Origin of the sequence: Ligilactobacillus murinus (assembly GCF_003288115.1) — a bacterium.
In the GTDB taxonomy this organism is placed as follows: domain Bacteria; phylum Bacillota; class Bacilli; order Lactobacillales; family Lactobacillaceae; genus Ligilactobacillus; species Ligilactobacillus murinus.
The window spans coordinates 16,170-39,541 of the sequence record NZ_CP023565.1; the positions used below are offsets into that span (position 1 = coordinate 16,170).

The 23,372-nt window shown below is 39.1% G+C and carries 21 protein-coding genes and 1 pseudogene; 13 read left to right on the forward strand and 9 right to left on the reverse strand.

Annotated features, from left to right (window positions below; translation table 11 throughout):
• Positions 1 to 143: 143 nt before the first annotated feature.
• The 4 genes from CPS94_RS00110 to CPS94_RS11770 all read left to right on the forward strand — a co-directional run bounded on the left by CPS94_RS00110 (position 144) and on the right by CPS94_RS11770 (position 3,905).
• A complete protein-coding gene (locus tag CPS94_RS00110; protein WP_112193156.1) occupies positions 144 to 2,303 on the forward strand; it encodes a peptide cleavage/export ABC transporter in 2,160 nt (719 codons plus the stop codon).
• Between the two features lie 389 nt (positions 2,304 to 2,692).
• Positions 2,693 to 2,944 (forward strand): DUF5976 family putative bacteriocin, encoded by a 252-nt coding sequence (locus tag CPS94_RS00115; RefSeq protein WP_112193154.1) that lies wholly within the window; start codon positions 2,693 to 2,695, stop codon positions 2,942 to 2,944.
• A 249-nt stretch (positions 2,945 to 3,193) separates the two neighbouring features.
• Entirely contained in the window at positions 3,194 to 3,421 is a 228-nt protein-coding gene (locus CPS94_RS00120) for a bacteriocin (protein ID WP_112193152.1), read from the forward strand.
• A gap of 265 nt (positions 3,422 to 3,686) precedes the next feature.
• Positions 3,687 to 3,905 carry a hypothetical protein gene (locus CPS94_RS11770; protein WP_407936384.1) on the forward strand — a complete coding sequence of 73 codons (219 nt, stop codon included), beginning with the start codon at positions 3,687 to 3,689 and terminating at the stop codon, positions 3,903 to 3,905.
• 174 nt (positions 3,906 to 4,079) lie between these two features.
• Here the strand turns inward: CPS94_RS11770 and CPS94_RS00130 are convergent, their stop codons facing one another.
• Complete coding sequence (locus CPS94_RS00130; RefSeq protein ID WP_056958175.1) at positions 4,080 to 4,766, reverse strand: GntR family transcriptional regulator; 687 nt, start codon at positions 4,764 to 4,766, stop codon at positions 4,080 to 4,082.
• Positions 4,767 to 4,888: 122 nt separating this feature from the next.
• Here CPS94_RS00130 and CPS94_RS00135 point away from each other — a divergent pair, with 122 nt between their 5' ends.
• Together CPS94_RS00135 and CPS94_RS00140 are read left to right on the forward strand one after the other, a co-directional pair.
• A complete protein-coding gene (locus CPS94_RS00135) occupies positions 4,889 to 6,310 on the forward strand; it encodes a glycoside hydrolase family 1 protein (protein ID WP_112193150.1) in 1,422 nt (473 codons plus the stop codon).
• 87 nt (positions 6,311 to 6,397) lie between these two features.
• A complete protein-coding gene (locus CPS94_RS00140; RefSeq protein ID WP_112195883.1) occupies positions 6,398 to 6,874 on the forward strand; it encodes a methylated-DNA--[protein]-cysteine S-methyltransferase in 477 nt (158 codons plus the stop codon).
• A gap of 58 nt (positions 6,875 to 6,932) precedes the next feature.
• Here the strand turns inward: CPS94_RS00140 and CPS94_RS00145 are convergent.
• Positions 6,933 to 8,062, reverse strand: a pseudogene (locus tag CPS94_RS00145) (amino acid permease).
• 101 nt (positions 8,063 to 8,163) lie between these two features.
• Here CPS94_RS00145 and mmuM point away from each other — a divergent pair.
• Positions 8,164 to 9,090 carry a homocysteine S-methyltransferase gene (mmuM, locus tag CPS94_RS00150; protein ID WP_112193148.1) on the forward strand — a complete coding sequence of 309 codons (927 nt, stop codon included), beginning with the start codon at positions 8,164 to 8,166 and terminating at the stop codon, positions 9,088 to 9,090.
• 44 nt (positions 9,091 to 9,134) lie between these two features.
• Here the strand turns inward: mmuM and CPS94_RS00155 are convergent, their stop codons facing one another.
• The 4 genes from CPS94_RS00155 to CPS94_RS00170 form a co-directional block, all read right to left on the reverse strand.
• Positions 9,135 to 10,070, reverse strand: a complete 936-nt coding sequence (locus CPS94_RS00155) for an IS3 family transposase (protein WP_112193146.1) — start codon at positions 10,068 to 10,070, stop codon at positions 9,135 to 9,137.
• Complete coding sequence (locus CPS94_RS00160; RefSeq protein ID WP_004047940.1) at positions 9,995 to 10,522, reverse strand: helix-turn-helix domain-containing protein; 528 nt, start codon at positions 10,520 to 10,522, stop codon at positions 9,995 to 9,997. The genes CPS94_RS00155 and CPS94_RS00160 overlap by 76 nt, the downstream gene beginning before the upstream one ends.
• 176 nt (positions 10,523 to 10,698) lie before the next feature.
• Positions 10,699 to 11,862 (reverse strand): MFS transporter, encoded by a 1,164-nt coding sequence (locus CPS94_RS00165; protein ID WP_112193144.1) that lies wholly within the window; start codon positions 11,860 to 11,862, stop codon positions 10,699 to 10,701.
• Positions 11,863 to 11,936: 74 nt separating this feature from the next.
• The gene (locus CPS94_RS00170; protein ID WP_112193142.1) at positions 11,937 to 13,274 is read right to left on the reverse strand and encodes an aspartate aminotransferase family protein; all 1,338 of its coding nucleotides are present in this window, start codon (positions 13,272 to 13,274) and stop codon (positions 11,937 to 11,939) included.
• A 266-nt stretch (positions 13,275 to 13,540) separates the two neighbouring features.
• Between CPS94_RS00170 and CPS94_RS00175 the strand changes: the two genes are divergently transcribed.
• From CPS94_RS00175 to CPS94_RS00195, 5 genes are all read left to right on the forward strand, one after another.
• Entirely contained in the window at positions 13,541 to 14,464 is a 924-nt protein-coding gene (locus CPS94_RS00175; RefSeq protein ID WP_112193140.1) for an amidohydrolase family protein, read from the forward strand.
• Positions 14,461 to 15,141, forward strand: coding sequence for a putative quinol monooxygenase (locus tag CPS94_RS00180; RefSeq protein WP_112193138.1), 681 nt, complete (start codon positions 14,461 to 14,463; stop codon positions 15,139 to 15,141). The genes CPS94_RS00175 and CPS94_RS00180 overlap by 4 nt, the downstream gene beginning before the upstream one ends.
• Positions 15,141 to 16,238: a low temperature requirement protein A gene (locus CPS94_RS00185; RefSeq protein WP_112193136.1), complete on the forward strand. Its 1,098-nt coding sequence runs from the start codon at positions 15,141 to 15,143 to the stop codon at positions 16,236 to 16,238. The genes CPS94_RS00180 and CPS94_RS00185 overlap by 1 nt, the downstream gene beginning before the upstream one ends.
• A 142-nt stretch (positions 16,239 to 16,380) precedes the next feature.
• Entirely contained in the window at positions 16,381 to 16,950 is a 570-nt protein-coding gene (locus CPS94_RS00190; RefSeq protein ID WP_238145356.1) for a GNAT family N-acetyltransferase, read from the forward strand.
• A gap of 75 nt (positions 16,951 to 17,025) precedes the next feature.
• On the forward strand, positions 17,026 to 18,018 hold the full coding sequence (locus tag CPS94_RS00195) for an oxidoreductase (RefSeq protein WP_004051243.1): 993 nt from the start codon (positions 17,026 to 17,028) through the stop codon (positions 18,016 to 18,018).
• A gap of 45 nt (positions 18,019 to 18,063) precedes the next feature.
• Here the strand turns inward: CPS94_RS00195 and CPS94_RS00200 are convergent, their stop codons facing one another.
• The gene (locus CPS94_RS00200) at positions 18,064 to 19,518 is read right to left on the reverse strand and encodes an APC family permease (RefSeq protein ID WP_004051241.1); all 1,455 of its coding nucleotides are present in this window, start codon (positions 19,516 to 19,518) and stop codon (positions 18,064 to 18,066) included.
• A 201-nt stretch (positions 19,519 to 19,719) separates the two neighbouring features.
• On the opposite strand from CPS94_RS00200, the gene CPS94_RS00205 reads away from it, so the two are divergent.
• Positions 19,720 to 21,834, forward strand: a complete 2,115-nt coding sequence (locus tag CPS94_RS00205; RefSeq protein ID WP_112193130.1) for a putative ornithine decarboxylase — start codon at positions 19,720 to 19,722, stop codon at positions 21,832 to 21,834.
• Positions 21,835 to 21,888: 54 nt separating this feature from the next.
• On the opposite strand, the gene CPS94_RS00210 is transcribed toward CPS94_RS00205, so the two are convergent.
• Positions 21,889 to 22,518, reverse strand: a complete 630-nt coding sequence (locus CPS94_RS00210) for an IS3 family transposase (RefSeq protein ID WP_112193128.1) — start codon at positions 22,516 to 22,518, stop codon at positions 21,889 to 21,891.
• A gap of 223 nt (positions 22,519 to 22,741) precedes the next feature.
• Positions 22,742 to 23,257: a helix-turn-helix domain-containing protein gene (locus CPS94_RS00215; protein ID WP_112193126.1), complete on the reverse strand. Its 516-nt coding sequence runs from the start codon at positions 23,255 to 23,257 to the stop codon at positions 22,742 to 22,744.
• Positions 23,258 to 23,372 lie beyond the last annotated feature (115 nt).

Sequence of the window (23,372 nt, forward strand, 5' to 3'; positions counted from 1 at the left end):
TTTGATATTAGGTCAGTGAAGTAAAGCTTAGGCATTATTATATTTGTCAGATAAGAATAGAAACTGACAAAAACGGAATAAATACTCTGAAAAATTTAAGCAGTGATAGAATACGGAAAAATAGAAATATATGAGGAGTATCTATGTCGAGTAAATATAAAAAGATGTATATATCACAAATTGACGAATCTGATTGTGGTGTGGCTTCATTAGCCATGATACTGCGTTATTATGGATCAGAAGTATCTTTAGCATATCTACGAAATTTAGCTAAAACAAATATTGAAGGAACTACTGCATTTGGAATTATAAATGCAGCACAGAAATTAGGCTTGGAAACACAGGCTATTAAAGCTGACATGACCTTGTTTGATATGCAAGATGTTACTTATCCATTTATTGTCCATGTAGTCAAAGAAAAAACAATATTGCATTATTATGTGGTGTTAAAAGCAACATCTGATCATATAATTATTGCTGATCCTGATCCAGAAAAAGGAATAGTTAAATTAAGATATGCTGATTTTGAAGCAGAGTGGACAGGTGTAACACTTTTTATGAAACCTGGTAGTAAGTATAGCCCTATCAAAGAAACTAAGAGTAATTTGTTATCTCTTTTTCCAAGAACGTTTAAAAATATAAAATTGATCATCAGTATTGTGATAGTTGCCATGTTAACAACAATAATAAGTATTTTGGGGTCATATTTTTTTCAAGTATTAATAGATAACTATATACCCAATGGCATGGAACAGATGCTAGATATTGTCGTGATGGGATTAATAGTGGCATATGTGTGCAATTCGATTTTTGTATATAGTAGAGATTTTTTATTAGCTATTTTGGGGCAAAAATTGTCGACTGATATTATTTTAGAGTACATTAAACATATTTTTGAGCTACCATTGGAATTTTTTTCGACAAGAAAGACGGGCGAGATCGTTTCAAGGTTTACAGATGCTAGTAAAATAATAGATGCTTTAGCCAGTATGGTAGTTTCCATTGGACTAGATGCTAGTATAGTTATTATTATTGGGGTGACCTTATTTTTTCAAAGTATTAGGTTATTTGTTATAACACTGACTGCTCTTCCAATATATATCATTGTTATTATGACTTTTGCTAAAAAATTTGAAAAATTAAATAAGCATCAAATGGAGAGTAATGCAATACTAAGTTCGTCAGTCATCGAAGATATACAAGGTATAGAAACGATCAAGGCATGTAATAGTGAAACCGTTCGTTTTAATATAGTAAGTGAGCAATTCTTTGATTATTTAAATAAATCACTTAGCTATATAAAAAGCGATTCTTTACAACAAGCATTGAAAATCTTTATTCAACAGATCTTGAATGTGATCGTTTTGTGGGTAGGCGCTAAACTAGTTATTCAAAACCAGTTATCTGTTGGACAGTTATTGACTTTTGTTGCATTACTATCATATTTTATTGATCCACTACAGAATATTATAAATCTTCAGCCAAAGTTGCAAAGTGCTAAAGTTGCATATACTCGAATGAATGAAGTTTATTTGGTCAAAAGTGAATTTAGGGATGAAAATTTTAACTATACTACTCAAAAATTATTAGGTGATATAACATTATCAGGGATAAAATATCAATATGGATATGGGAAAAATGTATTAAATAATGTTAGTACAACTATAAAATTTGGCGAAAAGTTGGCTATTGTAGGGATGAGTGGCTCTGGGAAGTCTACATTAGTCAAAATGCTAGTTAAATTTTTTGATCCAACTTCAGGTAAGTTAGAATTTAATGGATATCCAAGTAACAGTATAAGTAAAAAGAGTTTACGTAGTTATATAAACTATGTACCACAGATCCCATACGTATTTTCTGGAACAATTGAAGAGAATCTGAAATTAGGGGGAAGAGAAGGGGTGACTCTAAAAGACATCAATAGAGCGTGTGAAGTTGCAATGATAAAAAATGATATAGAAAATATGCCTCTAGGATTAAATACTAAATTAGATGAAAATGCTAGTATTTTATCAGAGGGGCAAAAGCAAAGAATTACGATCGCAAGAGCGCTATTATCACCAGCTGAGGTCTTGATTTTTGATGAATCTACAAGCTCTTTGGATACTATTACTGAGAAAAAAATAATTGAACAGTTGATAGGGATGAAGGATAAGACCATAATTTTTGTAGTTCATAGATTATCGATCGCAAAGAAAGCTGATAGGATCTTAGTGTTAGATAGTGGTGAAATTGTGGAAGAAGGTAGTCACAGTGAATTACTGGCAAAAAAAGGTTATTATTATAAACTTTTAAAGGCTTAGCTTTTTCTATGGAAATATATTTGGCTCATGAGAAACTAAAAATTAGTTCCAATGAATGCCTATAGAGTGACTGTAAAAAATCATTTAAACTATAAGAATTACGAGTAGCTAATATTTTGCTGTGTCAATGTTTTAAGCATATCTTGGAGGAAAGGTATCTTTTTTAGAAGTTCATAATTGGATAATTTCATTAAGTATGAGTAATTACATAGATCGGCTAAATAAAGCTTGTGATGTTTTAGTGATATCTATAGAGATGGATAATTTTACAGTACCAGATAGGGATAGAAAAGTGCGAAATTTGAATATTTTAGTGATCCGTTTCATATTGGAGTTATTATGGGGACGTAGATGAAACTTTAAGTGAATAATGTAAGGAGTGATCTACTATGAAAAAATTATGGAATTGGTGGCTAGCTGGAGGCATTAAAGGTAAGAAACGCTATGTGATCTTTCCCTTATTAGAAGCCGTAGGTGTTCCATTTGGTCTTTGGCTTGACAGTGGCCGTGAGGTTAGTTTCCTACACTTTGTGACAACGCCTCAGATGTTGCTTTTTGTTGCGCTTTGTCTAACATTTGCTGCTCCTTTGCTCTATTTTTTAGACAATGTTATGGGGATCACTAGAAAGATGCACGGATAATTATGCTAGTACAAGGAATGTGGCTATTCTTAGTAAAGAGTAAACATTTTTTAGAGAAGCTTTGTGAGAATGGCTCAAGCTGTTTTTACAGAGCTTCTTATATTTTTTCCAAGCTATGTTTGCAGATCGTTGTATGACCGAATATGAGTAGAAAAGTGCGAGATTTGAATATTTAAGTGATCATTTTATATGAGTGTTACCATAGAGGCGTAGAAGGAACTTCAAGTGATAAGGTAGGAGTGATCTACTATGAGAAAATTATGGAAATGGTGGCTAGCTGGAGGTGTTAATGAAGGCGTTAAAGGCAAGAAATTTATACTATTAGACATTATACTAATTCCATTTATGACCTGGCTTAGTAGTGATCGTGATGTTAGTTTACTGTATTTTATGGTAATATCTCTTTTGCTTTTTGTCGTATTCTGTTTATGGTGTTCCGTTTCGCTATTTTTTAGACACTATCATGGAAAGAAATAAAATGATGCACAGGTAATTAGGCTAGTTCAAGTAAATGGGTAAGCTAATATGGATATTTTCACAACACTTCCTGCAGAAATGTGGGGAGTATTTTTTAGGATATTTTTTACAGACATTAACTGATATTTGCTCATTATGAGTAAGGATAGGACTAATAAACTCATTTATACAGAAGACAAAATTAAGAATTTGGACTGTAGATTTTGCAGAAAGTATTGAAGGAATCGATGAAAATGAAAAGCAAGTTCTAAAAGCTTTATCAAAGATAGATGGTTCTCTTTCAAAAAAAGAACTTCAGGCTGAAACAGGTCTTTCAAGACATTATGCAACAAAGTCTTTAGAAAAATTAATTACCGCAGACTATGTTTTAGAGGAAGGGGCAGGAAGAAGCACACGATATCGACTAAATAGAACTCTGGAACAAAAAGTTGCTACGATCAAACAAAGAGCAGCAGATTTAAGAATCACGAAAGAGATAAATTAATCTGCAGAAAAAATGGCTAATCTGCAGAAATACTTCAATGGAAGCTTGATAATATGGGATTTGTTTAGAATTTTAATCTGCAGAAAAAATGGCTAATCTGCAGAAATGTTGCTGTCCATATAATTATGATCAACCAAAAGAACCAGCACATTTGTGGTAGCCACAATGTGCTGGTCAATTTGATTGAGCGAAGAATTTAGCTTGGCAATAGGTCCGTGAATAATCAAAGATCTGCCCATCGTTTAGATAATAGATATCTTCGAGTCTTAAAGCTGGACTGTTAGGTGGTAGCTCAAGTGCTTTAGCTTGTTTTTCATCCAATAATACACTATCAAAGTATTTATCAGAAAAGCCGATCTTTAGTCCTTGTTGGCGAAGGTAACTAAAGATCGAAGTACTGGCGACGCTTTTGGGAAGCTCACCTACTAGCGCTACAACATAAAAAGATTCCTCCAGACAAAACGGAGCGCCATCCAATATTTGCAGACGCAAGATCCGATAGACCGAGTCTTTAGAAGTCACTTTGAGATTTTGTGCGACGTCAGGTGGTGCTAAGATTTTCTCAAATGCTAAGACTTGATGTTTGATATGTTCATGGAAATTACCAAAAAAACCAGCCGTATTTTGGAACAGTGGAGTATACGCTTCACGTTGGCGCCGTCTAACAAAGATCCCACTGCCTTGAACTTGATAAACGACATGAGAATTTTCAAGATTTTTGAGCGCTTGCATCATCGTATTTTTACTCGTCCCATAAAGCTCCATCAAAGTTGTCAGATTGGGAAGCTTTGCGCCATGTGGCAGGTCGTGTTCTTCGATATAATTTTTTAGTTTAGCAGCGATCGCTTGATGTTTTAACATAGTCTCACCTACTTTGCTTTTAGTATAGCACAATGAAAACGCTTGACAAAATGTTTGGGAACAATTTAATATATAAGTGTACCCAAACAATTATACATAACCTAAGAAAGGGGCCTATGCAAATGATCCACCAAACATTGAAACCGTTTCCCAAAGATTTCTTATGGGGCGCTTCAACTTCGGCCTACCAAGTTGAGGGTGCCAGTTTAGAAGATGGCAAAGGACCATCTTTTCAAGATACTAAAAAATTACCACCAGGGACCGCTGATCTAACAGTCTCAGTCGATCATTATCATCGTTACAAAGAAGATATTGCCTTGATGGCCGAGATGGGTTTTAAAGCATATCGCTTCTCGATCTCATGGTCACGGGTCTTACCAGATGGGATCGGAAAAGTTAATCCTAAGGGAATCGAATTTTATAATAATTTGATCGATGAATGTTTGAAATATGGTATCGAACCGATCATCACGATGTTTCATTTCGACATGCCGGCAGCTTTGGAAGAAAAAGGCTCTTGGAGCAATGCTAGCTCTTCTGAATGGTTTAAGGAATTTGCCCGAGTTCTCTTTGAAAATTACGGTGATCGGGTCAAATATTGGTTGACGATCAATGAGCAAAATATGATGACTCTGGTGGGACCACTGATCGGTACCTTGCGTGTGCCAGAAGCAACAACGAACTTGACTAAGGAGATCTATCAACAAAATCACCATCAATTGGTCGCTCAAGCAAAAGCGATGCAACTATGTCATGAGATGTTGCCAAAAGCAAAGATCGGTCCGGCTCCAAATATCGCGTTGGCTTACCCTAACAGTAACCGCCCAGAAGATATCATCGCTGAACAAAATGCCAATGCGATCCGTAACTGGTTGTATTTAGATATGGCTGTTTATGGGCGCTACAATAACTTGGTTTGGGCGTATTTAGAAGCTAAAGATGCGACCCCAACTTTTGCACCTGGAGATGCTGAAGTTTTAAAAGTAGCCAAACCTGATTTTATCGCTTTCAATTACTATACGTCGTTTACCGTCGAAGCAAGTGATGGTAGTGAACAGATCGCTGATAAATTTGCTGATCAACAATCCGCAATGTCTGAACCAGGATATTACCGCAGTGTACAAAATCAAAATTTGAAAAAGACCGAGTTTGGTTGGGAGATCGATCCAGTTGGCTTTAGAGCGACCATGCGTGCTTTATATGATCGCTACCAACTTCCATTATTGGTCACGGAAAATGGGATCGGGGCTTATGATGAATTAACTGCCGATGGAAAAGTCCATGACCCATATCGGATCGTTTACTTGCGCGAACACATTGTTCAGATCAAAGAAGCGATCTCAGATGGAGTTGAGATGTTAGGCTATAATCCATGGTCGGCGATCGACTTGATCTCAACGCATGAAGGGATCAAGAAACGCTATGGTTTCATCTATGTCGATCGAGACGAATTTGATCTCAAAACTTTAAAGCGTTACCGTAAGGATTCCTTTTATTGGTATAAAAAAGTGATCGCAACTAATGGGGAGAATCTAAGTGACTAGCACTAGACAAGAGTATGAGTTACAGGGGCATATAGATTTATGCCACAGTCACGGTCTATATTAAAGAAAAAGCAAGCAGGTGAAGGTATGTATTTTAAGCAGAGCTTTTCTACGCCACTAGGAGAATTACTGTTAGTTGGGACCGAAACTGAACTTGTGGGATCTTGGTTTACTGATCAAAAATATTTTGCGCCTGAGCTTTCACTCGAAAAAATCGCAACTATCGAGACACCAGCATTAAAACAAGCTAGCACATGGCTAACAGAGTATTTTAATGGTCAGCTCCCGACCACAGAGCTTACCTTAGCCCCCAAAGTTACGCCGTTTAGGCAACGGGTATTAAACCAACTACGAGCGATCCCTTATGGAACTACGGTGACCTACCAAGAGCTAGCAAACAAATTAGCTTCACACCCAAGAGCTGTTGGGGGGGCTGTAGCACATAATCCCTTAAGTATTTTTATTCCGTGTCACCGCGTCTTGGCAAGTGATGGCAGTTTGCATGGCTATGCCGGTGGTCTTGAGCGCAAACAGGCACTACTAGAACTTGAGCAGATCTTATAAAAAAATAGCTAGGCAATATAAAATAGCTCACTTTGCAATAAGGTGAGCTATATTTTAGTTATTTTCTTTTTTTGAAAAGATAGTGCGCAAGATAACAACAAATGACAAAGGGAATAGTCCAGTATAAAGCGATCCTTTGAGTCGGATCAAACCAGATCAAAAGACAAGAGGCCCCGCTTAAGCTAAAGGCAAACCACGGAACAAAGGGGAAAAGTGGTGTTTTATATTTTAATTCCGAGAGTTGATGACCACTGGCTAAAAAAGCCTTTCGAAATTTGAGCTGTGATAAAGCGATCGTCATTCAGACGATAACGACGGCTAAACCAGAGAGCGAGACTAAGACCAAATAGACAGTATCTGCAGCTACAACGCTTGAGATCAAGGCTAAGATCGCGCCTAACATGCTAGTGCAAAGGGCGATCACTGGAACGCCATTTTTAGAAGTCTTAGTAAAGGTGGCGGGGAGCGTTTGCTCATTTCCTAATGACCAAAGCATTCTAGTCGAAGCATATAGACCTGAATTAGCAGCTGAAATGATCGCCATCAAGACAACAAAGTTCATCAGATCAGAGACAAAAGGCAGGTGTAGTTGTTTTAAGACATAGACAAACGGACTTTGAGTCACGCCTACCACTTCGTAGGGGATCAAGGCTGACATGACGAAGATACTGCCGATAAAGAAGATAACCAGACGCCAAAGGGTAGTGTGGATGGCTTGCGGGATCGTTTTTTGTGGGTCTTTAGCATCGCCTGCAGTGATCCCGATAAGTTCAGTACCAAAAAAAGCAAAATTAACCGTTAGCATCGTAGTGAATACGCCACCAAAACCATTAGGAAACCAACCATTTTTAGTCAGGTTGCTTAGACCAGCAGCTGTAAATTCAGAGCCCAAAGCGATCGTCCAAGTCAACCAGTATAAGATCGCGACTAAAAAACCCGTTGCAGGTCCTAAGTAGCGTTTGGCATAGACATGAAAAGCATCGCAACACTTAATTTCTTCAAGCAAAGCATAACTGAAAAGACTAAAAGTGCTCCGATCAGATAAGCAATGATCGTCCCGATCGGACCTGCTTCATGGATGGTGTAACCTGAGCTCAAAAAAAGACCAGTTCCAATAACACCGCCTAGTGAGATCATTTGGATATGTCGTGCTTGCATTTTACGGTTCAAGTGTGTTTTATATTCCATAAAGATCGCCCTCCTAAATAATAGGCTTACATTTGAAGATAAAAGTGATAAAATATTGAGTACAATTATAACAGAATTTAATTTTAGAAGGGAGCTTTTTAATGACAGAAAAAATTTTTAATAACTTACATGTTTTAGATGGGGCGATGTCGACCGAATTAGAGAAACGGGGAGTCGCTACTAATAATAAACTTTGGACGGCTAAAGCTTTGATCGATGATATCGAAGCAATCTATGAAGTCCATAGTGCCTATTTAAAGGCTGGTGCTCAAATGATCTTGACTAATACTTATCAAGCTAATGTCTATGCTTTTGAACGCTTGGGTTATTCACGTAAACAAGCAGAGACCTTGATAGCGATCGGTATTTTAGTAGCTAAAAAAGCTCGCGATGATTACGAGCTTAAAACGGGGAAACATGCGGTGGTTGCTGCTACGATCGGACCGTACGGGGCCTATTTGGCTGATGGAAGCGAATATAAGGGCGATTATTTGCTGAATACAGCGCAGTATCTGGATTTTCATGTTTCACGTTTACAAACGATCTTAAAACAAGATCCCGATTGTCTTGCATTAGAAACGCAACCCAAACTTTCTGAACCGTTAGCTATTTTGGAGTGGTTGAAACAAAAGCAAAGTACATTGCCAGTCTACGTTTCCTTTACTTTACAAGGTGAAAAGACCTTAAGTGATGGGACAAAGTTGCAAGAAGCAGTCAAAAAAGTTGCTAGTTACCCACAAGTTTTTGCAGTGGGAGTCAATTGTGTCGCTCCTGACTTAGTCGAAAAGGCGATCAAGAAGATCAGACAGGTGACAACTAAAAAAATCATTGTTTATCCTAACCTAGGATCGGTCTACGATCCAACAACTAAGACTTGGCAAAAATCAGATAACGCCTTGCCTTTTACCCAGTTGATCGCTAAGTGGCATACAGCTGGTGCCGATATTATCGGAGGGTGTTGTACGACGACTACTGAGCAGATCGAACAGATCGCAGCTTATTTCAAGGACGAGCAAAAAAATAAGTAGAAAAGATCACCTATGAAGTGAACCCATAAAGTTGGACACTCTATTTAGACTATATTTCTTAAGGCAAGATGTCGGTATTCTACCGGTGTCTTGCCTTTTAGTTTGACCTTTATCCGTTCGTTATTGTAATAGCTGATCCAGCTGATCATTGCTTTGACCAACTCTTCTTGTGTTGTATATTCTTTATTGTGATATAGCTCTACTTTCATTGTGTGGAAAAAACTTTCCATGGGTGCATTATCTAAGCACGTTGCCCTACGAGACATGCTTTGAAAGATCCTATTTTCTTTTAGCTTCTTTCGCCATTGGACACTCTGATATTGGACACCTTGATCGCTATGGAGAGTCATACGATAGTTTAATTTAGGTCTAAGTTTTATCAATGCATCCAACGGTTTTACCACGAAGTCTGTTGTTGGATGCTTACTGATACTATAGCTTACTATTTCATCTGTACATAGATCTTTGATAGGTGAAAGATAGACACGTTCTTCTTGTGTCTTATTTCCATACCTAAATTCACTTACGTCGGTCACCATTTTTTGAAATGGTAAATGTGTATCAAAACGTCGATGTAATAAGTTCTTAGCTTTCTTACCTTGTGGTCCAAGGGCAGAATTATATTTTCGCCTTTGTTTATTATACATATGCGCTGATAGATCATTTTCTCGCATGATGCGACTAACACGCTTATGATTTACTTTTATGCCTTGAGATCGTAATTTCAGTGTTACTGTACGATAACCAAAACACGGGTGCTTTGATTTGACCTCCTTTATAAGCTTTAATAGCTCCTCATCTTTATTTTTTCGCCTGTTTATTCGTTGGGCTTGATAGTAAAATGTACTACGTTTAAGACTAGTGTAAGGTAGTATTTCATCCAATGTATATTTAAATTTTTGCCTTAGTTCTTGGATGATTTGATATTTTTCTTGCGATGTCCGCGCTTCTGAACCAAGGCATCGAGTTTTTTTAAGTATTCATTTTCAACCCGTAAAGCACGATTCTCAGCTCGTAAACGTTCTAATTCAGATAATTCTGATTTTTCTGCTTGTTTATTATTGTTGGTCGTCATGTGTTTAGCCCGTCCTCTTCTAGTAAATAAGGCATCAACACCTTTAGTATCCAATTTACGTTGCCAAGTCGCGATCGTCCCAGGATTACTTATATCAAACTGAAGTGCCGTTTCCGGATAGGAAGCCTTATGCCTTTTTCTCCAGTTTAAAACGTTGAGCTTAAAATTTCCATCGTAATCGTATTTAGGGTAGCGAACTTTTAACCCATCAATACCATATTTTTGATATCGTTTGACCCACATAAGGATATTTGAGTGATTCTTCACTTTATAAACTTTAGCTACTGTGTTACTTCCATATCCTCTTAGATACATATTTACAGCCCGCAACTTATCCTCAAAAGAAAATTTAGTCATAGTAAAACCCCCTAAGTTAGATTCCTTTGTCCAACTTAGGGGGTTCACTTCACTAAAAAGTGTGACATAAGAGCTTTTTGTATCAGAGATATTAATAAAGGCATCTTCAGAATTCCAATATTTGGAATTTGAAGATGCCTTTTACTTATATCGCAGTTGCTTTTTGGCCTACTGCTTTAATTTTCTCTTAGCAGGTCGCGATAAAGGATAAAAGTCAAACCAGTAGCTAAGAACCCATACAAAGCTCCGATATAACCTACATTTGCTAATGAAGTAAATTCAACTGTTTGCGCTGCTGTAAGTGAACCTAGTGAGATCCCTAGATTAGCAAAGATCGAATTAAGTGATGATGCTAGATCAAGGGATTGCGGATATTTTTTCTCAGCAATTTCTAAAAACATGAGCTGAGTTGAAGCACCATAGCTGGCAAAGCAAACACAAAGTAAAGCGATAGTCGCTGCTCCTAGCCAAGGAAGCTTAATGGCAGAGCCTAAAAGTAACAGCAACAGTGTCATCGTGATATAGACGTAACGCAATGGCTTTAATCCACCATTATCGGCTAAATAGCCCCCAAACTTATTTCCAATGATAAAGAAGATCCCCATGCCAAACAATAACCAGTTGAGCCAAGTATTATTGAAGTGCATCTCATTAGTGAAAAGCGGGCGGATATAGGTATAGATCGTATAGTCAGCAGCACATATAGCTACGACAAAGGTGACACCTAGGAGTACTTGCTTTTCTTTGAGGAGCGCAAATTGATGTTTGAGTGTTCCTTTGAACTGTGGTGTATCTTTAGGAATTAGCCCAAACAATAGACATAAGACGATAAATGTGATCGCGCTGATCAGCCAAAAACTATCGTGCCAAGAAAAGGTCGTACTGATCAAAGTTCCAAGGGGGATCCCGATGATCGAGGCTAAGCTAAAGCCAGCAAAGACCCAAGAAACTAGGCTGGCACGTTTATGGCGGGGAGCAATGTAGTTTGCCATGACCAAAACGATCGAAATGATCGCTCCAGCTACACTAGCTGTCAAGATCCGCGATAATAAAAGCGAAGTAAAATTAGTGGCTAAAGCAGTCCAAGTATTACCGATAAAGAAGATCAAGATCAGTGCTAGTAAAACACGATGTCGTAAAAAACGATTGCCAAATGATGTTACAAGCGGGGTGCTCAACGCATAGACAAGTGCAAAAATGGTAACTAATAGCCCAAGTTGAGACAGTCCCGTACCAAATTCACTCGAAATGTCTGGCAAGACCCCGACGATGATATACTCATTACATCCGAGCATAAAAGCGATAAAAACAAATAAACATGCCTGTAAGCGATATTTCATGATAATTGTGGTCCTTTCGATTAAAATTACATTTATCATTTTAAACCACTAAGGCAACTTTTGGATATTAATTTTTACCACCCTAGTTCTGAGGCATTTTTAGGAAGGCGTAATTTTTGCGCTGCTTCTTCGCTAAAGACTTGGTCTAAGATCGTAAAGGCGCGGTCTAATTGTGCTGTGGTGATCACAAGCGGGGGTTGGAAGCGTAAGATATTGCCCCGTAAACTGATCATGATCACACCCAGTTCAAAGGTACGGTGGATGATCTTGGTCGCAATTTCAGTGGACGGCTTTTTGGTCTTAGGATCAACGATATCGATCCCACCATTGAGACCATACATTCTGACATCACCGATAAAATCGTATTTGGCTTGAGCTTGTTGGAAAAAGGTCAGCGCTGATCGCCCTAGTTTTCTTGAGCGGTGTAAAAGGTCTTCTTTTTCGATGACTTCAATAGTGGCTAGAGCAGCTGCAGCAGTGAGTGGATTTCCTGCGGTAGTAAAGACATGTGCTGGGGCTTTTAATGCTTCCATGATCTCAGCTCGGCCGATCACGGCACTTAGTGGAAGACCAGATGCTAGTGATTTACCGACACTCATAAGATCGGGTTCAAGCCCAAATTGTTGGATCGACCACCATTTGCCAGTTCGTCCCATTCCCTGATTGACTTCATCGACGGCAAATAAGATCTTGTGTTCATGGGCAAATTCATAGACTTTTTGGAGATATTTTGTGGGGGCTTTGATGATCCCACCATCACCTTGGATCGGTTCGATCAAGATGCAAGCTACTTCATCGGGAGGAAGATAGGTCTCAAAGGGGAGCTTAAAGGCTTCAAACATGCGGTTTACAAATTGCTCTGTTGTTTCATGCGGAGCTTTTTGCCAAGGATCAGGATAGGGAACTTTAATGATCCCTGGAAGCAGGGGCCCGAGTTTTCGGGTCATATTCAAACTGACACCTGAAGCAGTAAGTGAGCCATAGGTCGAACCGTGGTAAGCACCAGTAAAAGTTACGATGTATTGCCGCCCAGTATAGGCGCGCGCAAATTTAATGATCGCATCATTGGCATCTGAGCCTGAATTTCCCCAGGCTAGCTTGACAGGCCTCGTTATCGGTGCGAGCTTGGTCAAGCGTGTACTCAATTTAGCCGCGATCGGATTAGCAAAATAGGCTGGTGTATATTGGATCAACTTTTGAGCCTGTTGGGTGATCGCTTGGACCACGGTCGGATGACAGTGTCCAGTATTGGTCGATGAGGCAGAGGCTAAGAGATCGATATATTCTTTGCCATCAGCGTCAGTCAGGAGGGCGCCGTTTCCTTGTGCGATCACGAGATCAAAGTATTTGATCCGTGATGGTGAAGCTAAACTGCGAGCTTCTTGGTGAAGTAATTCATCATTTTTTGCCATAATAGCACCTCATTTCTGTTTTTCTTAAAAAAAGATTATATGTATTATAAACCTATTAACTCAAGATTTAAAGTATATTTTTTAAGTGATTTAGGGAAATTAAGGTTGCTAGAACTTAAAATTGAAAATAACTTGTGTGATATATAAGTGCCGTTTTGTTAAAGATTTTGTTATAATAAAGCAGAAAGGCTCGAATAGTAAAATTAAGAATTAGCCGTGATTTTTACAGAAAAAATTTAGAATATTAATCAAAAGGAGTGATCGGAGTGTCAAAGTCGGCAATTGATGTTTTTGCCCATGTCTTGCCTCCTAAATTTTATCAGCAATTATTACAGTTAGCGCCAGAATTGCCCCAAAAATATCCTTTTATCAAAATGTCAGCCTTAAGTGATCTTACTATCCGTCAAGCGCATTTTGATGGGCGAGTAAAGCAAGTTATTTCAAATGTGAATTTGAATCCTGAAGACTATACGGATCCCACTTTGGCGGCAAAGTTGTGTCAAAGTGGAAATGAAGAATTGATCGAGCTAGTTAAACGCTATCCAGCAATGTTTGTTGGGGCTGTTGCGATGGTCCCTTTGAACAATTTAGAGGCCACAGCTGAGATCTTAGAGCAGGTAAAAAAAGAGCCCAAATTATTAGGGATCCAATTATTTACCCGGGCATTAGGAAAAAGCATCGCAGATCCAGCGTTTTATCCGGTGTTTGAAAAAGCGGCTGCTTTAGCGATCCCGATCTGGCTACATCCAGTCTTTGACGAGCGTAAGCCAGATAATAATATCGTGTTTAGTTGGGAATATGAGTTGACGCAAGCAATGTTACAATTAGTCCAAAGCGATATTTTTACCAAGTATCCGCAATTAAAGATCATTGTGCACCATGCTGGGGGAATGGTCCCGTATTTTGCAGAGCGGATCGAGCATATTTTATCAGCTGAGCAGACAAAAGCTTTTAAGAAGTTTTATGTAGACACTGCATTGTTAGGGAATCATAAGGCTTTAGAATTGGCAGTGGCATACTATGGAAGTGACCATGTTTTATTTGGAACGGATGCTCCATTAGGGATCGCGCCAGTGGGACCAACAAAAGAGATCACAGCTGCTTTACAACAGGCAAATTTGACGTCTAAAGAGCGCGAGCAGATCATGTATTTAAACTTTGAAAAATTAATGGCAGGTGATGCGAAGTGACCAAATTGGAATATCCGCCTTTATTTAGATTATATGAACTTGAGATCAAACCAGAAAAAAAAGCGGAGTTTGTGGCTTTAGGCCAGAGAAATTTAAGTTTATCGATCAAAACTGAGCCACAGACCCTAGCGCTGCATGCGACTCATAGCGATGAAAAGGGGCTAGAGAATCTGATTTTTGAGCTCTACCAAGACACTGCGGCGCAAAAACGACATCAAGCCTCACCGCAATTTCAAAAATACGCGACTTTTGCTAAAAATGCGATCGTCAATCGTAAAGTGGTCGATCTGATACCGGAATTATTGTTAGAAAAATTTGATTTTTTAGGTAAAGGTACTCCGGATAAGATAACGGTAAAATTGGCAAAGTTACAATTAGAAAAAGCAAGTGCGGCTGCCTTTAAAGCGGCGGTCTTTAGTGAGATGCACCAAGCGATCGTGCTTGAACCAGGCGTTTTAGCGATGTATGCGGCAACGGTCCAAAATAGGCCAGATGAATGGATATTTTTAGAATTCTATCAAGATAAACAGGCTTATGCCAAACATCGTGAGACCCCACATTTTAAAGAATATATCAAGAAAACTACTGATCTAGTTGCTAAAAAAGAGCTATTAGATCTAACGGCTGATACTTTAGTCAGTCAGGGAAATTTGAACTATGAACGTGGAGGAAAGTAATGAAACCCAAAAAAGTCGAATTGACTGAATTGTTCTATGATCTCGTATTTGTTTTTGCGATCTCTAAAGCCACTAGTCTGATCCACCATGTCGAAGATGGAGCGAGTTTTTTAGGTCATTTTGGGATGTTTGCGGTAGTTATGATCGTTTTTTTGAACACTTGGCTCATCCAAACGGTTTATACTAATCGGTATGGCAAGAATTCGATCCGTGACATTGTCTTTTTTATGGTCGATATGGCGCTCTTATTGTTCATGTCAAATACCTTTGCGGGGCAATTGGGAGCCTGGTTTGGACCCTTTGTTTTAGCGACAGGGCTGTTATCGGTAACGCTGTTTTTGCAGTATTTCTTTGTATATTTGACTACTAAAACTAGTGCTGATAAACAGATCGCCCAAAGTTTTATGTTTATCTTAGGGATCCGAAGCATAGCCTTATTATTGAGTCCGTTACTTAAGATCGAGTGGGGCGTTTTTCTAGCCTTATTTGGTATTTTGGCAAGTTGGCTCTTACCATTGCGGTTTACCAAAGTCATGCACGCACATCCGATCAATTTTCCGCATTTACTTGAGCGGTTAACGTTGATCACGATCATTACCTTTGGTGAGACCTTGATCAATATTGCCCCTTATTTTACGCAACAAACTTTTGGCGTGGCTTCACTTTTGATCTTTGGTAGTGTCTGTATGTTATTTATGACATATATTACACAATTTGATCATTATATTGACGAAGAGCGCGAAAATGAGACTGGGGTTTTACTGATCTACTTACATTACTTGATCTTATTTGGGTTAAGTTTGGTCACAGTATCCTTGAGTTTTATCGGTGAAGCTCACTTTGACAAACAGGTGGCTGTTAATTGCTTATATATAGGTTTAGCGTTATTTTATGCGGGAATTTTGCTGGCAGCTCGCTATAATCGCAAAAATTTGCAGCTGACTTTTGGCGTGGTCACACTATTTACCCTAGTGACACTTGGAGGCTTTTGCTTGAGCAGTCTAAATCCTGATCTATTGCTGATCGCCTTGATCGCATTTGGGGTCACAGCACTCAATTCAACTAACTATATCAGATATCTGATCAAAAGAAGCTAGAAAAGAGAGGCGTTATTTGCGTCTCTCTTTTGTTTTTGGCTCAAATACGCTAAAATTTAGGTGTATTTCAGTAAAGTGAGTGTGAAAAATGGAAATTGATTTAAGACTGATGCAAGCAAGTGATTATGATTAGATCTTGAAAATGGTGATCACAACTTGGGACTATCGCTCTTGGGTCCCTAAAGACCTAGTTTGGCCGATGGCAGAATATTTTTTGAGTGATCTTTTGCAAAAATCAGATCATATCGTTGTGGTAACAGTCGATGGGAAAACTGCAGGGATCTGTGCCGGCGATGTTTTAGACTATACGAAGATCCAGCGTTTTTGTTTGCGAAAAAAGACAGCGGCTTTAGGGGCGATCTTAAAGCAGATCGAACCTGATTCGATCTTTGAAAAATATATTCAAACGATGGCATTAGATCAAGAACTACTCCTTCAAAGTAACCGTGAATTTGAGGGGGGTCTTAATTTGTTATTGGTCAATGGAAAATATCGTGGTCTAGGTTTAGGGAAAAAGTTATATAACAATTTTTGTGAGTATTTACAAAAAAATGGTGTCAGATCATTTTATTTATATACCGATGATTCCTCAGATTATGGATTCTATGAACATAATGGATTGGAAAAATTAGTTGAGAAGCGTTTTTACTGGGATGAAGGCAACGAAGAGACGGTTGAGACCTACTATCTCTATGGTAGAAATTTTAGCTGAGTAGAATCTTTACAAATTTAGCTTTTATCGTTAAACTTAGGTGGATAATAATTCACAAAAGAGGGTGTAAAGCTTATGTCGATGCTGTTTTCAGCAGCTAAAGTAGCGTCATTAGATCTAAAGAATCGCATAGTGATGTCGCCCATGCGGACGTATAGTGTCCAAAAAGGGGATGGAGTCATAAATCCGTTGCATTTTGCTCATTATGGAGCACGTGCGGTCGAGCAAGTTGGGTTAGTTATCCTTGAGATGACCGCTGTTGAACCTAGAGGGCGCACGACTGAGCATGATTTAGGTTTGTGGAACGATGAACAGGGAAAAGAACTAAAGCGTCTGGTCGATTTTTTACATAGTCTAGGTACAAAAGTTGGGATCGAACTTGGACATGCGGGGCGTAAAGCTAAAGCCGAACCAGTACCAGTCGCACCGAGTCTGGTCGAGGCCTACAGTGATGAGTACAATGAGCCAAGTGCTTTGAGTAAGCCTGAGATCAAACGCATCCAAAGCGCTTTTGTAACTGCAGCTAAGCGGGCTAAGCAAGCTGGAGTCGATCTGATCGAGCTTCAGGGTGCTGAGGGCTTTTTGATCGATGAATTCTTTTCGCCACTTCTCAATCGGCGTGATGATGAGTATGGTGTTGAGCTTGCAGGGCGTTATCGCTTCGTACAAGAGATCATCACTCAGATCAGAGACTTTTACGCAGGGCCATTGTGGGTCCGCTTGTCGTTAGATGATTACGCTAAAGAAGATGAGCAAAACAAGCTGACTGAATGGCAAACTATCGGCCGGTGGCTAGAACGTGATGGGATCGATTGTTTGAGTATCACGACTGGTGGCCTATTTGATAAAAAGCCAGACCATATTTATGAAGGTTGGCAAGTTCCTTATGCAACAGCAATGAAAAAAGCCGTCGCTTTACCGATCGCAGTTACGGGGATGTTACTTGATTCAAAGCTGTGTGAGTATATTTTAGAAACAAAACAAGCTGATCTGATCTTAGAAGCTCATGTATTTGATACAAATGCACGTTGGATCGTTGAAGCTAAAAAAGAACTATATGAAAAATAAACATAGCGGGCTAGAGATCAGCTGTAGATCTTTAGCCCGCTATGTTTATTTTTGTTTACGTTTGATCTCTAATTTACGTAAGAATGGTAAGATAACGCCCATTCCAAAGATCAAAAAGACAAAGAAGAAATTCATCATCAATTCATGAGTGAATTGTTTTGTTCCAAAATGTGCATTTTGTGGAATGAATCCCATTGTCGCACAGACAAATGTGAATAAGAAACACCAGAAACCAACGAGCAAAGCACCGGTACGGTTTTTGATGAAGATATAGTCTGAACTAAATTTGTCCTGTTGCCATCTAACTGCGATGAACGCAACAAAGACTAAACAGGTCTTATACGGGGAGACGATCCCATTTAAGTTAAGCAACCAGTTATAAATGGAGTTGATATCAGGTAAAGTCCCACTCAAAAGTAAAAGTACTAAGGCGATCCCAGCTGTTAGAGTATAACTATGGACGGGACGCCCGTTTTTGTTGGTCTTTGTGAGCCAAGTTGGCATATATTTTTGGTTGACATCGCCAGCAAAGACGCGGCTAGCAGCATCGATCAAGACAGCGAGTTGAGCCAACATGAAAAATGATTGGACAACGGCAAAGACATACATCAAACTATTGCCCCAGCCAAGTTGTTGACTTAAAAGTTTAAAAGCGTAATAAGGTCCGTTCATCTTGAAGTCGTTAGGAATGTTATTGGCATCAAAGAAAACGGCCAAAGCTAGCGTCCCAAAGATCGTTAATGCTCCAGTCATCAAGGCAAGCAGCCACATGGAACGTGGAAAATCACGTTTAGGATCTTTCATACGACTGATGTAAGGTGCTGCAAGTTCAGCCCCTGACATAGCAAAGATCAATAAACCAGTCGTTGAAAAATAATGTAGACTGAAATTAGGTTTGAAGGCTGACCAATCAAAAGGTTGTGTTGCAATATGTGCTCCATGTGTTAAAGCATAACCTGTCATTAAAACAAAGAGCATCGACATGATAAACATTGCGCCCCCACCGATCAAGGATAGGATCTCTAAGGCGTTTTTGAAAATATTTTCCAAAAGAATGAAAGCTAAAATGATAACAAATGTCAGTAAGCCAAAAGTAAATGTGGACATGTGACTGCTCAAAGTAGCATCGCCCAAGATGATCCAACTAAAGGATACGATGATCGAGTTAGAGACATCAACTAAGTATGGGATAGTTTGGACCCAATACATCCAAGAAGTAGCGTAGCCAAAGAGGTCATTGCCAGTCCCACGTCTGATCCACGAAGCAAGTCCACCTGCTTGTTGGTCGAAGGTCAAACCTAATTGGCTGACGATCAATTCGTAGGGAATGACATAGACAAACAACATGAAGATCCAAGAGACAACTACCGATAGCCCTTGGTTTTGAAAAGGATAAAAGATATTTTCAAAACTGATGATCGTAACAAAATCAAGTAAAGTCAAGACGAGCCAAGGGGTATATTTCTTTTGGTCGAGTGAGTTTTGGTTTAAAGTATTCAATTTTATCTCCTTTATTAATGCAAAATCTGAGTTTATTTTGCATTAACACCAGGATGCTTGTTTGAATGCACACGAATTCCTCCTTTATGAAAATAATTACTTTTTCCATTTTAAAGAATTCGTTATGAAATTGCTACCATAAATTTGTTTTTTCTTATGAAAAAATATAGAATTATTTTGAAAAAGTGAGTAGGTGAAAAAATGAAGAAATATCTAAAAATAGCTACCCCGGCTAAAATGCAGGCAGACATAGCTAAGAAATGGCCAACGGTAGAACTGACTCCTGAGCTTTCAGGAGCTAAATTAGCAGCGATAGTGATCGAGGCTGGTGATCTCAAACAACGTGCGCTCGCGGAATCGATCTGTCAGCGTTCTAGCTTAAAACTCCCGCTAATTGAGGTCACGGCAGAAAATATTGCCACTGATATGAGACGGATACTTGCGTTAGCTACGGCTTATGAAAAAGAAAATGTACCCGCATTTTTGTTAGATCTGATCAATTTTGCCGATGAAAGGGCAGTCAGCTTTACAACGCCAGGACACCATAATGGAAATTTTTACACACGTCATCCAGCAGGGGAAGTCTTTAAAAACTTTTTTGGCGATAATTTCTTATACGCCGACGTTAGTGATACGATCCCTGAGCTAGGCGATACCTTGACCCATGGGGGAACCCCGTTGACAGCTGAAAAGCAAGCTGCTAAAGCTTTTAACGCCGATAAAGTATATTTTTGTACAAATGGGACTACCAGCTCAAATACGATCTGTGCGACCGCAGCTTTGACCGAGGGCGATCTAGTACTCTTTGATCGTAATAACCATAAATCACTCTACAATAGTGCCCTTGTGATGACAGGTGCTAAACCGGTCTATTTAAAGACTGATCGAGATCCTTTAGGCTTGATCGGACCTTTAGTAGGAAAGGATCTAGATGAAAAAAATATCCGCCAACAGATCGCAATGGTCGATCCCCAAAATGCTAAAGCTAAACGACCTTTTAGACTAGCGGTCTTACAGCTAGAAACATATGATGGAGTCTTTTATGATGCCCGCTATCTCATTAAAAAACTCGGGCCATTGTGTGATTATATTTTATTTGATTGTGCTTGGGGAGGCTATGAACGATTTGTCGATCTGATGCGCCAATTATCGCCATTGAGTCTAGAATATGGTCCAGATGATCCTGGGATCTTAGTGACCCAATCAGTGCATAAACAGCAAGCTGGAGTAGCCCAAACTTCTCAGATCTTGAAAAAAGATGCACATCTGAAGGGGCAAAAACGTTATATCGATCATAAGCACTTCAATAATGCCTATCTCAAATATGTTACCACGAGTTACTCTTATCCGATCTATGCGTCTTTAGCGGTCAATGCAGCAATGGCAGCTAGTCAAGCTAACCGTGCGTGGTGGGAAGAAACACTGGTCAAAGGGATCGAATTTAGAAAGAAGCTATTGCATCAAAGTAAGCTGTTTAAACCGCTTGTTCCCACCAAAATAAACGGTATTTCCTGGGAAAATATCCCGACTGAAAAGCTAGCGACTGACCTAAGCTTATGGCAACTTGATCCTAAAGATACGTGGCATGGGTTTAACAAAGTTGCTTTAGGTGAAGCGATCATCAGTCCTTTGAAATTAACGATCACCTCTCCTGGAGTCGATATAAAGACAGGAAAATACACTGAAACTGGGATCGTGAGCTCCTTAGTCGGTGAATTTTTAATAGAAAAACGGATCATACCGGGCAAAGCTGATCTCTATTCAACGCTTTTTTTCCTGACCCCTGGTGAAGATGAGCTTAGTTTACAGACATTGCTGACAGCTCTATTAGAATTTGAGCAGCTCTATTTGACAGATGCTCCGTTAAAAAAAGCCCTCCCCCGTTTTTATCGGCAAAATAAAGAGCGGTATGCCGGCTATACTTTAAGACAGTTATGTCAGGAAATGCATGAGTATTTTAAGAAACAACAGATCTATCATCTACAACAAGCATTATTTGTCAAGCCAAAGCTTCAAGCCTATAGTTGTTTACCACGCACAGCTGATCTTGCCTTTATGCGTGGGCAAGGCAAGTTGGTCCCACTAGATAAGATCGAAGGTAAAGTCGCGCTTGAAGGCGCCTTACCGTACCCCCCTGGTGTCTTTATCGTGGCACCGGGTGAAAGATGGCAAGCCTTAGATGTTGAATACTTCAAGGTACTGCTTGGGGCCATGGGAAAATTCCCGGGTTTTGAACCAGAGATCCAAGGTATCTATCTTGAGCGAGATGAAAAGGGACATCTAAGTGCATCAGGCTATGTTTTAGATGATATTTAGATAGTAAAAAAGCGCCTTTTTATGAAGTGAACCCTGTAAGTTGGACACTTTAATTTAGGCAATTTTTCCTAAGGCAAGATTCCGATATTCAATCGGCGTCTTGCCTTTTAATTTATGCCTTATTCGATATTGATTGTAATATACGATCCACTCCTTCATTGCTTTGATCACTTCTTGTTTGGTTTGATAATGATGATCATAATACAATTCAGCTTTCATGGTATGAAAGAAGCTCTCCATTGATGCATTGTCTAAACAGGTTGCCCAGCGTGACATGCTTTGGAAAATATGGAGCTTCTTTAGTGTCTGGCGCCATGTATTTGTTTGATATTGGATGCCTTGGTCACTATGGACAGTCATGCGGTAATTAAGCGTGGGTCGCTTATTAATTAGCTCGATCAATGGTTTCATTACAAAATCAGTAGTCGGGTGATCGCTAATATTATAACTAACGATTTCACCCGTACAGAGGTCTTTAATTGGCGAAAGATAAATCCTTTCATCCTGGCTCATATCACCATAGCGATACTCACTCACATCAGTTACCATTTTCTGATAAGGACGATCAGTGTTAAAACGTCGATTTAACCGATTCATGGCCTTCTTACCTTGAGGGCCGATCGATGAACCATATTTACGGGTTTGATGGTTATACATTAGTGACAATAGCCCATTTTCACGCATCAGACGGCTAACTCGTTTGTGATTAGCTTTGATCCCATGCGGTGTAGCTCATCGGTTACTGGTCGATATCCATAGCCAGGATTCTGTTGTTTGATGTCTTTAATGACTTGAAGTAATTCTTGATCATCTTTATTTTCATGACGGTGTGCTTGGTAATAGAACGTACTCCGCTTAATGGTGGTGTATGGTAAGATCTCCGTTAAGCTAAACCCGAATTCGTGCCTTAGTTCTTGGATGATTTGATATTCTTCTTTGACTGTCCGTGACGTTGAACTAAGGCTTCGAGTTTTTTTAGATATTCGTTCTCCACTTTCAAAGCCCGATTCCCAGCTTTTAAGCGCTCTAATTCTGATAACTGTTTCCTAGCTTGTTGATTATGATTGGTAGTCGCCCGTCCTCTTCTAGTAAACAAGGCCTCAATACCACGTTCTTTAAGCTTTCTCTGCCAATTAGCGATCGTCCCGGGATTACTAATATCAAATTGGAGTGCTGTTTGTAGATACGAGGCTTTGTGTTGTTTTCTCCAGTTTAAAACTTTCAGCTTAAAATTACCATCATAATCAAATTTTGGTGAACGAATCTCTAGTCCTTGAACACCATATTTTCGATAACGAGCAACCCATATCTGAACAGATTTTGCCTCTCTAATGCCTAATTTTCGGGCAATAGTAGATGAACCAATACCAGCTAAATACATTCGAACAGCTTTAAGTTTAACTTCAAAACTAAATTTAGTCATAGTAAAACCCCCTAAGTTAGATTCTTTTGTCCAACTTAGGGGGGGTACTTCAGCTACAAACTTAAGTCATAGCTTTTTTGTAACAAAAATGTAATAAAAAAATGCGATGAGAAAA

What these genes read in the sequence shown, in the direction of transcription:
- CPS94_RS00120 (WP_112193152.1), top strand. Translation starts at nt 3,194, where the DNA reads ATGAGAAAATTATGGAAATGGTGGCTAGCTGGAGGTGTTAATGAAGGC.
- CPS94_RS00115 (WP_112193154.1), top strand. Translation starts at nt 2,693, where the DNA reads ATGAAAAAATTATGGAATTGGTGGCTAGCTGGAGGCATTAAAGGTAAG.
- CPS94_RS00130 (WP_056958175.1), bottom strand. Translation starts at nt 4,766, where the DNA reads ATGTTAAAACATCAAGCGATCGCTGCTAAACTAAAAAATTATATCGAA.
- CPS94_RS00210 (WP_112193128.1), bottom strand. Translation starts at nt 22,518, where the DNA reads ATGCGTGAAAATGGGCTATTGTCACTAATGTATAACCATCAAACCCGT.
- CPS94_RS00110 (WP_112193156.1), top strand. Translation starts at nt 144, where the DNA reads ATGTCGAGTAAATATAAAAAGATGTATATATCACAAATTGACGAATCT.
- mmuM (WP_112193148.1), top strand. Translation starts at nt 8,164, where the DNA reads ATGACAGAAAAAATTTTTAATAACTTACATGTTTTAGATGGGGCGATG.
- CPS94_RS00195 (WP_004051243.1), top strand. Translation starts at nt 17,026, where the DNA reads ATGTCGATGCTGTTTTCAGCAGCTAAAGTAGCGTCATTAGATCTAAAG.
- CPS94_RS00185 (WP_112193136.1), top strand. Translation starts at nt 15,141, where the DNA reads ATGAAACCCAAAAAAGTCGAATTGACTGAATTGTTCTATGATCTCGTA.
- CPS94_RS00190 (WP_238145356.1), top strand. Translation starts at nt 16,381, where the DNA reads ATGGTGATCACAACTTGGGACTATCGCTCTTGGGTCCCTAAAGACCTA.
- CPS94_RS00215 (WP_112193126.1), bottom strand. Translation starts at nt 23,257, where the DNA reads ATGACTAAATTTAGTTTTGAAGTTAAACTTAAAGCTGTTCGAATGTAT.
- CPS94_RS00205 (WP_112193130.1), top strand. Translation starts at nt 19,720, where the DNA reads ATGAAGAAATATCTAAAAATAGCTACCCCGGCTAAAATGCAGGCAGAC.
- CPS94_RS00135 (WP_112193150.1), top strand. Translation starts at nt 4,889, where the DNA reads ATGATCCACCAAACATTGAAACCGTTTCCCAAAGATTTCTTATGGGGC.
- CPS94_RS00140 (WP_112195883.1), top strand. Translation starts at nt 6,398, where the DNA reads ATGTATTTTAAGCAGAGCTTTTCTACGCCACTAGGAGAATTACTGTTA.
- CPS94_RS00170 (WP_112193142.1), bottom strand. Translation starts at nt 13,274, where the DNA reads ATGGCAAAAAATGATGAATTACTTCACCAAGAAGCTCGCAGTTTAGCT.
- CPS94_RS00160 (WP_004047940.1), bottom strand. Translation starts at nt 10,522, where the DNA reads ATGACTAAATTTTCTTTTGAGGATAAGTTGCGGGCTGTAAATATGTAT.
- CPS94_RS00165 (WP_112193144.1), bottom strand. Translation starts at nt 11,862, where the DNA reads ATGAAATATCGCTTACAGGCATGTTTATTTGTTTTTATCGCTTTTATG.